Annotated in this window: 7 protein-coding genes; 2 read left to right on the top strand and 5 right to left on the bottom strand. The window is 75.7% G+C overall.

Annotated elements, in window-relative coordinates:
• Nucleotides 1–178 precede the first annotated feature (178 nt).
• From ACH5AR_RS33235 to ACH5AR_RS33220, 4 genes are all read right to left on the bottom strand, one after another.
• Nucleotides 179–838, bottom strand: a complete 660-nt coding sequence (locus ACH5AR_RS33235) for a response regulator (RefSeq protein ID WP_396305255.1) — start codon at nucleotides 836–838, stop codon at nucleotides 179–181.
• Nucleotides 835–2,022 (bottom strand): sensor histidine kinase, encoded by a 1,188-nt coding sequence (locus ACH5AR_RS33230; protein WP_396305254.1) that lies wholly within the window; start codon nucleotides 2,020–2,022, stop codon nucleotides 835–837. Before ACH5AR_RS33230 ends, ACH5AR_RS33235 begins: the two co-directional genes overlap by 4 nt.
• Nucleotides 2,019–2,852, bottom strand: a complete 834-nt coding sequence (locus ACH5AR_RS33225) for a lysostaphin resistance A-like protein (RefSeq protein ID WP_396305253.1) — start codon at nucleotides 2,850–2,852, stop codon at nucleotides 2,019–2,021. The genes ACH5AR_RS33230 and ACH5AR_RS33225 overlap by 4 nt, the downstream gene beginning before the upstream one ends.
• Before the next feature lie 256 nt (nucleotides 2,853–3,108).
• Nucleotides 3,109–4,245: an FAD-dependent oxidoreductase gene (locus tag ACH5AR_RS33220; protein WP_396305252.1), complete on the bottom strand. Its 1,137-nt coding sequence runs from the start codon at nucleotides 4,243–4,245 to the stop codon at nucleotides 3,109–3,111.
• A gap of 216 nt (nucleotides 4,246–4,461) precedes the next feature.
• Here ACH5AR_RS33220 and ACH5AR_RS33215 point away from each other — a divergent pair, with 216 nt between their 5' ends.
• Both ACH5AR_RS33215 and ACH5AR_RS33210 read left to right on the top strand, forming a co-directional pair.
• Entirely contained in the window at nucleotides 4,462–5,106 is a 645-nt protein-coding gene (locus ACH5AR_RS33215) for a TetR/AcrR family transcriptional regulator (protein WP_396305251.1), read from the top strand.
• A 532-nt stretch (nucleotides 5,107–5,638) separates the two neighbouring features.
• A complete protein-coding gene (locus ACH5AR_RS33210; RefSeq protein ID WP_396305250.1) occupies nucleotides 5,639–6,304 on the top strand; it encodes a DUF4232 domain-containing protein in 666 nt (221 codons plus the stop codon).
• A 339-nt stretch (nucleotides 6,305–6,643) separates the two neighbouring features.
• On the opposite strand, the gene ACH5AR_RS33205 is transcribed toward ACH5AR_RS33210, so the two are convergent.
• Nucleotides 6,644–7,634 (bottom strand): hypothetical protein (locus ACH5AR_RS33205; protein ID WP_396305249.1); only part of this gene is annotated, 991 nt, incomplete at its 5' end.

Genomic DNA, 7,634 nt, shown 5'->3' with positions numbered 1-7,634 from the left:
TCGCCCTCACCCTCAGCAGGCGCCGCCGCAACAACAGCTGAGGCAGCAGCACCACCCGACAGGGGTGTCCGTGGCAGCCAGCCACGGACACCCCTCCGTCATTTCCAGCCGTGTGAGGTCGGCGCACGCCAGCCCCGGCCCGGTGCCGAACCCGGCCGGCGCCGGGGCGGGGGGCCGGTCAGGTCGCCAGGCCGTGGCGGTAGGCGTAGACGACGGCCTGGACGCGGTCGCGGAGCTGGAGCTTGGCCAGGATGCGGGAGACGAAGGTCTTGACGGTCTCCTGGCTGATGACCAGGGCGGCGGCGATCTCGCTGTTGGAGAGGCCGTCCGCGATGAGGCGCAGGACTTCCAGCTCGCGCGGGGTGAGCGGGAGGTCGCGGGAGGTGTCCTCGGCGGGGCGGATGCGGGCGGCGTAATGCCCGACGAGCCGGCGTGTCACCTGCGGGTCGAGGAGGGCCGCGCCGGTGGCCACGGTCCGGACGCCGTGGAGCAGCCGGTCCGCCGGGGCGTCCTTGAGGAGGAAGCCGCTGGCGCCGAGGCGGAGCGCCTCGTACACGTACTCGTCCAGGTTGAACGTGGTCACCACCAGGACCTTGACCGGGTGGAGCACTCCGGCCCCGGCCAGCAGCCGGGTGGCTTCCAGGCCGTCGAGGACCGGCATGCGGATGTCCATCACGACGACGTCGGGCCGCGCCTCGCGGGCGAGGGCGACGGCGGTCCGCCCGTCTCCGCACTCGCCGACCACCTCCATGTCGGGCTGGGCGCCGAGGATGGTGACCAGCCCGGTGCGCACGAGCATCTGGTCGTCGCAGACCAGGACCCGGATCGGTGCGCTCACGCGGCGCCGCCGACGGGGATGCGGGCGCGGACGGTGAAGCCGCCGTCCGGGCCGTGGCCGGCGCTGAAGTCGCCGTCCAGGACGTCGACGCGTTCGCGCAGGCCCGCCAGGCCCCGTCCGCCGCCGGTGGCGACGGCGGCGCGCGAGCCGGTTCCGTCCGTGCCGACCTCCACGGTGATCTCCCGGGCGCCGTACCGCACCCGGACGGAAGTACGGCTGCCGTGGGCGTACTTGAGGGCGTTGGTCAGGGCTTCCTGCACGACCCGGTAGGCGACGAGGTCGGCGCTTCCGGTCGTCGCCGGCGGTGTCCCCTGCTCGGTGAGGTCCACGGGCTGCCCGGCGCGGCGGCTCTGCTCGACGAGGGCGAGGACCCCTCCGGGGGCGGCCGGCGTCCTGGGCTCCGCGGCCTCCGCGGTCTCCGCGGCGCCGGCGCCGTGGTCGGGGCTGAGCAGGTCCAGCAGGTGGCGCAGGTCGGTGACGGCGCGGCGGCCGGAGTCGCCGATGGCGGTGAGGGACTGTTCCAGCCGCTCGGGCGCGGCGGTCAGGTAGCGGGCGGCTTCGGCCTGGACGACCATCGCGGTCACGTGGTGGGTCACGACGTCGTGCAGCTCGCGGGCGATGCGGACGCGTTCGGCGCTCCGGGCCTCGGCGGCCGCCGCCTCGCGGCGCCCGGCCTCCGCGGCCCGGGTGGAGCGCAGCCACGCCCCGGCCCCCCAGGCCAGGGCGAGGGCGAGGTAGAACGTCACGAACTCCGTCGGCGTCTCGCCGCCCGCGCCGAGCCTGGTGAGCGCCACCGCCAGCGGCACGTACGCCACGGAGAGCAGGACCGCGACGGTGCGCCGGCGCTCCTCCAGGTGGGCGCCCGCACTGACGAGCGCGACGGGCAGGACGGCGCCGGCCACCGAGTGGTAGCCGCGCAGCTGGTCGAGGGCGAAGCCGCACGCGACCAGGGCGAGGCAGACGGCCGGCCACCGCCGGCGCACCACGAGCGGAAGGCATTCGAGTGCGAGGGCCACGAGGGCGGTCCCGTCGAAGGGGCGGGTCGGCAGGTCCCCGAGCTGCGTGCCGTGCCCGCGCAGTCCCGGCAGGAACGGCGCGAGCAGGAACAGGGCCCCGAGGGGGAGGTCGCGCAGGGTGACGTCGAGCCGGCGCCACCCCTGCCCGGCCCGCTGAAGGCTCATCACCGGGCGAGTGTAGCGAGGGCGTCGAGGCGCCCGGCGCGCCGCCGGGGGACGATGCGGCCGCGCCGACGGGCCAGGTGCAGGAAGGCGGCCATGAGCACGGCGCCGATCAGCACCGCGTACACACTGGCCTCCGGGCCGAACCCGCCGCCGGTGACCAGCTCGGCGCCCGACGTGGAGGCGTCCAGCAGCCCGTGGGTGCCTCCGTTGCCCGAGACCTCGGTACCGAAGATGCCGGACTCCGCGAAGTTCCAGCCGAAGTGCAGGCCGATCGGCAGCCACAGGCGGCGGGTGGCGGCGTACGCGGCGGCGAGCATGCCGCCGGCCTCGATCGCGACGGCGACGGCGCCCAGCGCGGTGGCGTCCTTGTTGAGCAGGTGCGCCGCGCCGAACACCGCGGCGGACAGCGCCAGCGCGAGGTACGTGCCCAGGCCGCGCTCCAGGAGCCGGAAGAGCAGGCCGCGGAACATCAGCTCCTCCGTGACGGCGGCGCCGGCCATGAAGCCGACCAGTCCGACCGCCCCGCTCGGCGAGCCGAGGCCGTGGACCGTGTAGTCCCCGAGGAGGTAGAGGTTCGCTATCACGCACCCGAACATCGCGACCCCGACGGCCAGGCCCCGCAGGAGCGCCCCGAGCGCCGCCTCGCGGGCCAGTTCGGTGACCGGACGCCGCTCGGTGCGCCCCACGACCCACCGGTAGACGGCCACCGAGAGCACGGCCGTCAGGCCGCCCAGGAGCAGTGAGAGCCACGGGTCGTCCTGCACCGCGGCGACGCCCTGCCCGCCGACCGCACCGACCAGGACCACGGCCAGGATCTGCAACACCAGTGTCATGACGTCTCTTTCCTCGGTTCCGCCCCCGACCCCGGCTCCCGTTCCGGTTCCTCGTGCGGGGTGCCGCGGCCGGGCGCCGCGGCTGAATGAACGCTAGGGAAGCGGCGGCCGGGAGTCGTCACCTCACGGGGGGCACTGGTCCGTAGCTCTCACGGGGGACAGCCCGCTCCCGGGTCCCCGCGCGCCGGGTGCGGCGGCCGGGCGGCGGGCCGGGGCGGCCCAGGACGGCGGGCCCGCCTCCGGCCTGCGCCGGCGGTCAGTCATCTCCCGGCGGCGTGGCGAAGTCGTGCGGCTCGGGGGACAACAGGTGCTCGGCGGCGCCGTCGAGGAGGCGGGCCGTCTCCGTGGAACGGGGCAGCATCGTCTTCTCGTAGGCGTGCACGGCCTGGTCGACGGTGTCGTGGCGGGCCAGCGCGAGCGCGAGTTCGCAGGCGTCCAGCATGGCGAGGTTGACGCCGACACCGAGCGGCGGCATGAGGTGGGCGGCGTCCCCGAGCAGGGTCACCGTGGGGTCGTGCTCCCAGGTGTGCGGGACGGGCAGGGCGAAGATCGGGCGGTCGACGTAGGGGCCGTCGTTGTCGGTGATCAGCCGGCGCAGTCGGGGCGACCAGTCGCGGTAGCGCTCCAGGAGGCGGGCGCGGATGCCCTCGGTGTCCCCGGGGGCGAGGCCGGCGGCGGTGATCCAGTCGGCCGGGGTCCGCTGGATGACGTACGCGCGGATGTGGCCGCCGCCGCCGCGCTGGGCGAACAGACCGCGGTCGCCGTCGGCCGCGGCGGCGCTGCCCTGGCCGACGAGCCCGGCGATGTCGGGGTGGCGGGCCTCGACGTCGTGGAACCAGGCCTCCAGGAAGCTCACGCCGCTGTACCGGGGCGTGGCCGGGGAGAGGGCGGAGCGGACCCTGGACCATGCGCCGTCGGCGCCGATGACGAGGTCGCACTCGACGGTGGCGCCGTCGGCGAAGTGCAGCCGCCGGGGGCCCCGGGCGGGGCCGCTGACGGCCTGCAGGGTGTGGCCCCAGCGCACGGTGCCGGGCCGGAGCGAGTCGAGCAGCAGGCCGCGCAGCAGGCCGCGGTCGATCTCCGGCTTGGACCGCTCGTCCTGCCCTGGGACGTGGTGGGCGAGGATCGTGCCGAGCGGGTCCAGCCGACGCATCTCCTGACCCTCGGGGCGGGCCAGTCGGAAGAACTCCTCCAGGAGGCCGGCCTCGCGCAGGGCGATCTGGCCGTTGTCGGCGTGCAGGTCGAGGGTGCCGCCCTGGTCGCGGGCGTCGGGCCCGGCGTCGCGGTCGTAGACGGCGGCGGCTATGCCGTGCCGCTGGAGGATGCGGGCGCAGGTCAGGCCGCCGGGGCCGGCGCCGATGACGGCGATGCGGGGTGCGGGAGTGGTGTTCACGACGTGCTCCGTTCGTTGGCGTACCCGTGGCCCGGCTGTCGCGCCGTCGGGTCGCCGGGGTGGCGGGGTGGCGGGTCGCCGGGGTGGCGGGGTGGTGTCGAGGAGGGGGCGGCCGGGCAGGGCCTCGCAGCCGCCGCCCCAGAAAAGCACACCGGCTCAATAAGTGCAACGACTCAACTTTTGAAGCTGGTCAATCGATAGGGGTAGGGTGTCCGTATGCCCAGCCCGACCACCGACACCGCCGCCGGTCCCGCGGATCCGGCGGACTCCCCTCCGGCGCCGATCGGGCGCCGCGAGCGCAAGAAGGCCGCCACCCGCCAGGCCATCGCCGACGCCGCCCTGCGCCTGTTCCTGGAGCGCGGGTACGACGCAGTCGGCATCCGCGAGATCGCGGACGCCGCCGACGTGTCCACCACCACGCTGTTCAAGCACTTCCCGGTCAAGGAGGCCCTCGTCTTCGACGAGGACGCCGAACAGGAGACCCGCCTGCTCGCCGCCGTCCGCGACCGGCCCGAGGGCTGGTCCATCCCCGCGGCCCTGCGCGAGCACGCCCTGACCGCCCGGCTCGCCTGCGGCGACGGCGACGCCCGCTTCACCGCCTTCGTCGAGATGGTGACCGGCACCCCCGCGCTGCGCGACTACGCGCAGAAGATGTGGCTGCGCCACGCCACCGCACTCGCCCGGGTCATCGCGGAGGAGAGCGGACTCCCCGCGGGCGACCCCGCCTGCACCGCCTTGGCGCACTTCGCCCTCGAAGTCCCCCGCGCGGCCTACGCCCACGACGACCCCCGCCAGGCCGTCACCCGGGCCTTCGAGCTCCTGGAGCACGGCTGGAGCGCGCTCGCCCGCACGCCGGCGTGAGCAGCCGCGTCCGCCCCGCGGGTCAAGGGTGTCCGGGAACCCGTTCAGCCGCCCCTGGACCCCGGGCCGCGCATGCCCCGGCGCCGGGGGCTCCGGCCGCCCGTCGGCACGAAGTGCGGCCACAGCATGCCGAACGCCGCCGCCGCCCGCAGCACGTTGCGGGCCGCCACGCCAGGACCCGGTATCAGCCCGCCACAACCGGAACACGAGCGTTCTGTCAGGGGCCGCTGCGGAGCGGTCGCCCGACTGGTCGGGCGCCGCGGAGGCGTCCCGGGTCAAGATCCGCGCGGTCACGGGTCTGTCCCAGCGGGGTGCGGCCGCGCCGGGGTGACGGGAACGCGGCGCCAGCGCGGCCGGAACCGGTGCGGCGCCCGGGCCCGGGGCCGTACGGCGGGGACGCGGAGCCCGCCGTCGGCGCCCGTCCGTGTCACAGCACTGTCCTGACCGGGAGTCAGACGAAACGGTTCACCCGGCGTGGTTGTCCTGCCCACCGGAACCCGGCAACCGCCACCCCGACCCCGAGGAAGACACCATGCGCGTTCACAAGCTGACCCTCGCCGCCCTGCTCGCCGCCGCCGGCCTCTCCCTCACCGCCTGCCAGAACGACGACCCCGCCGGCGGAACGGCGGCGGGCACGCCCACCGCCACCGCCGCCGCACCCACCGCCGCACCCACCACGGCGGCACCCGGCGCCAGCACGGCACCCGCACCGGCGAGCCCGGCCGCCGGCACGAAGGCCTCGACCGGCACGGCCGGCTCCCCCGACGCCGGCAAGGGCGGCAAGTGCCGCACCGACGACCTCACGATCACAGCCGCCGACCGCACCATCGACGGCGACGCCCGGCGCACGGTGGTCGTCGAGCTGAAGAACCACAGCGGCCACGACTGCACGATCAGCGGCTACGCCGGTGTCGACCTGACGACCAACGCGGGCTCCCTGTCCGCCGGACGCTCCGGCGAACCGGCGGCCCCGGCCGTCCTCAGGAGCGGGAAGTCGACCTACTTCGGCATCAGCTACCCCGCCAACACCACCGGCGGCACCGGCCTGCGCCTCACCGGCCTCGTCGTGACCCCGCCCGACGAGACCAGGCCCGTCACCCTCCCCTGGCCGGGCGCCGGCTCCCTGCCCGCCACCGACGCCCCCGGCAACCCGGTGACGATCGGCCCGATCGGCAGCGCCGGCCAGGGCGGCCAGTGAGCGGCGCGCACCGCACCCGGCCCGCCGACCCGCCGTCGCGGGCCGGTACCGGCGGCGCACCGAGCCGTCCACCGTGTTCGTCCGCACCTGCCCACGGTCGGCACCCCGTGCGTCAGGTGACGCCGGTGGCCGGCGCTCCGTACGGGCACGGCACTGGTCACCGCCGGCACGCTCCCCGGCACGAGCGGGCCCGGCCCGGGAGGTGCTGCGCGGACAGGCGCCCCCAGGCTCCGGTCCCCGGACGACCGAGGCCCTCCGGGAACCGGTGAAGCGCGGGCGCCGGGAGCCCGACCGCTGGTGCACGGGACCCGGCGGCCCGACGGCCCAGCGGCCGGAAGGCTAGTCGCCGACCTTCACGTACGTCAGGTGGGAACGGCCGCCCTGGAAGTACGACGTGCGGAGCTGCGCCCCGTTCAGGCCCTCGCCGGGCCCGTCGCCGTGCAGGATCGCCTGCACCCGGACAGTCTTCGACCGCTGGGCCTCGGACACGGTCACCAGCCCCGACAGCGGAGTCGGGCCGTGCACGCAGTGCTGGAAGCGGGTTTCCGGTGACGTCGAGAACTGGTGCTGGGCCGACTGGCGGGGCCCCAGCTCGACGGCACGCGACCCCGCGTCGATCAGGCGTACCTCGGTCCACAGGTTGGTGGAGCTCCCGTAGTCGAGCAGCGCGCAGATGTTGGTGTCGATGTCGCCGATCACCAGGTACACGCCGGGATCGGGGAGGGTGACCTGCAGGCCCGTGTCCACCCACGCCCGGCTGGCTCGGGAGGGCAGCAGGTCGATGTCGCCGACCGCTCCCGTCTCACCGCGGCGGGGAGTCAGGTAGGCCCTGACCGTGTACGTCTGCGGGCAGACTCCCGCCTCCGGCGCCTCCACGGCGATGTCGACCGACGGCCAGCCGCGGCCGACGCGGCCGGGAGCCGCCCCGGGGACGCCCACGACGCGGGTCTCCGGGACGCGCAGGCCCGCCCTGGTGGAGGTGAGGGCGTTGCAGTCGGCCGGGTCGATGACGGCGTGGGCGCCGACCGTGTAGACCTGGGGGCAGTCGCCGGCGGCGGGGCGCGTGACGACGACCCCGATCGTCCCGTCGACGGCCTGGCCGCCGACCGGCCCGGGGACGCCGGTGACGTGGGTCTCCGGGACGCGCAGGCCCGCCCTGGTCGAGGTGAGGGCGTTGCAGTCGGCCGGGTCGATGACGGCGTGGGCGCTCACCGCGTACGTCTGCGGACAGTCACCCGCCCCGGGAGGCGTGACGACGACCCCGATCGTCTGGTGGGTGTCGGATGACACAGCGGCGGTGCCGGTGACCCGGGTCTCGGGGACGCGCAGG

This window comes from Kitasatospora sp. NPDC018619, assembly GCF_044391605.1.
Lineage (GTDB): Bacteria > Actinomycetota > Actinomycetes > Streptomycetales > Streptomycetaceae > Kitasatospora.
Note: the sequence above shows the minus strand (reverse complement) of the source record. Positions and strands in the feature narration are given on the sequence as shown.

What these genes read in the sequence shown, in the direction of transcription:
- ACH5AR_RS33210 (WP_396305250.1), top strand. Translation starts at nt 5,639, where the DNA reads ATGCGCGTTCACAAGCTGACCCTCGCCGCCCTGCTCGCCGCCGCCGGC.
- ACH5AR_RS33225 (WP_396305253.1), bottom strand. Translation starts at nt 2,852, where the DNA reads ATGACACTGGTGTTGCAGATCCTGGCCGTGGTCCTGGTCGGTGCGGTC.
- ACH5AR_RS33215 (WP_396305251.1), top strand. Translation starts at nt 4,462, where the DNA reads ATGCCCAGCCCGACCACCGACACCGCCGCCGGTCCCGCGGATCCGGCG.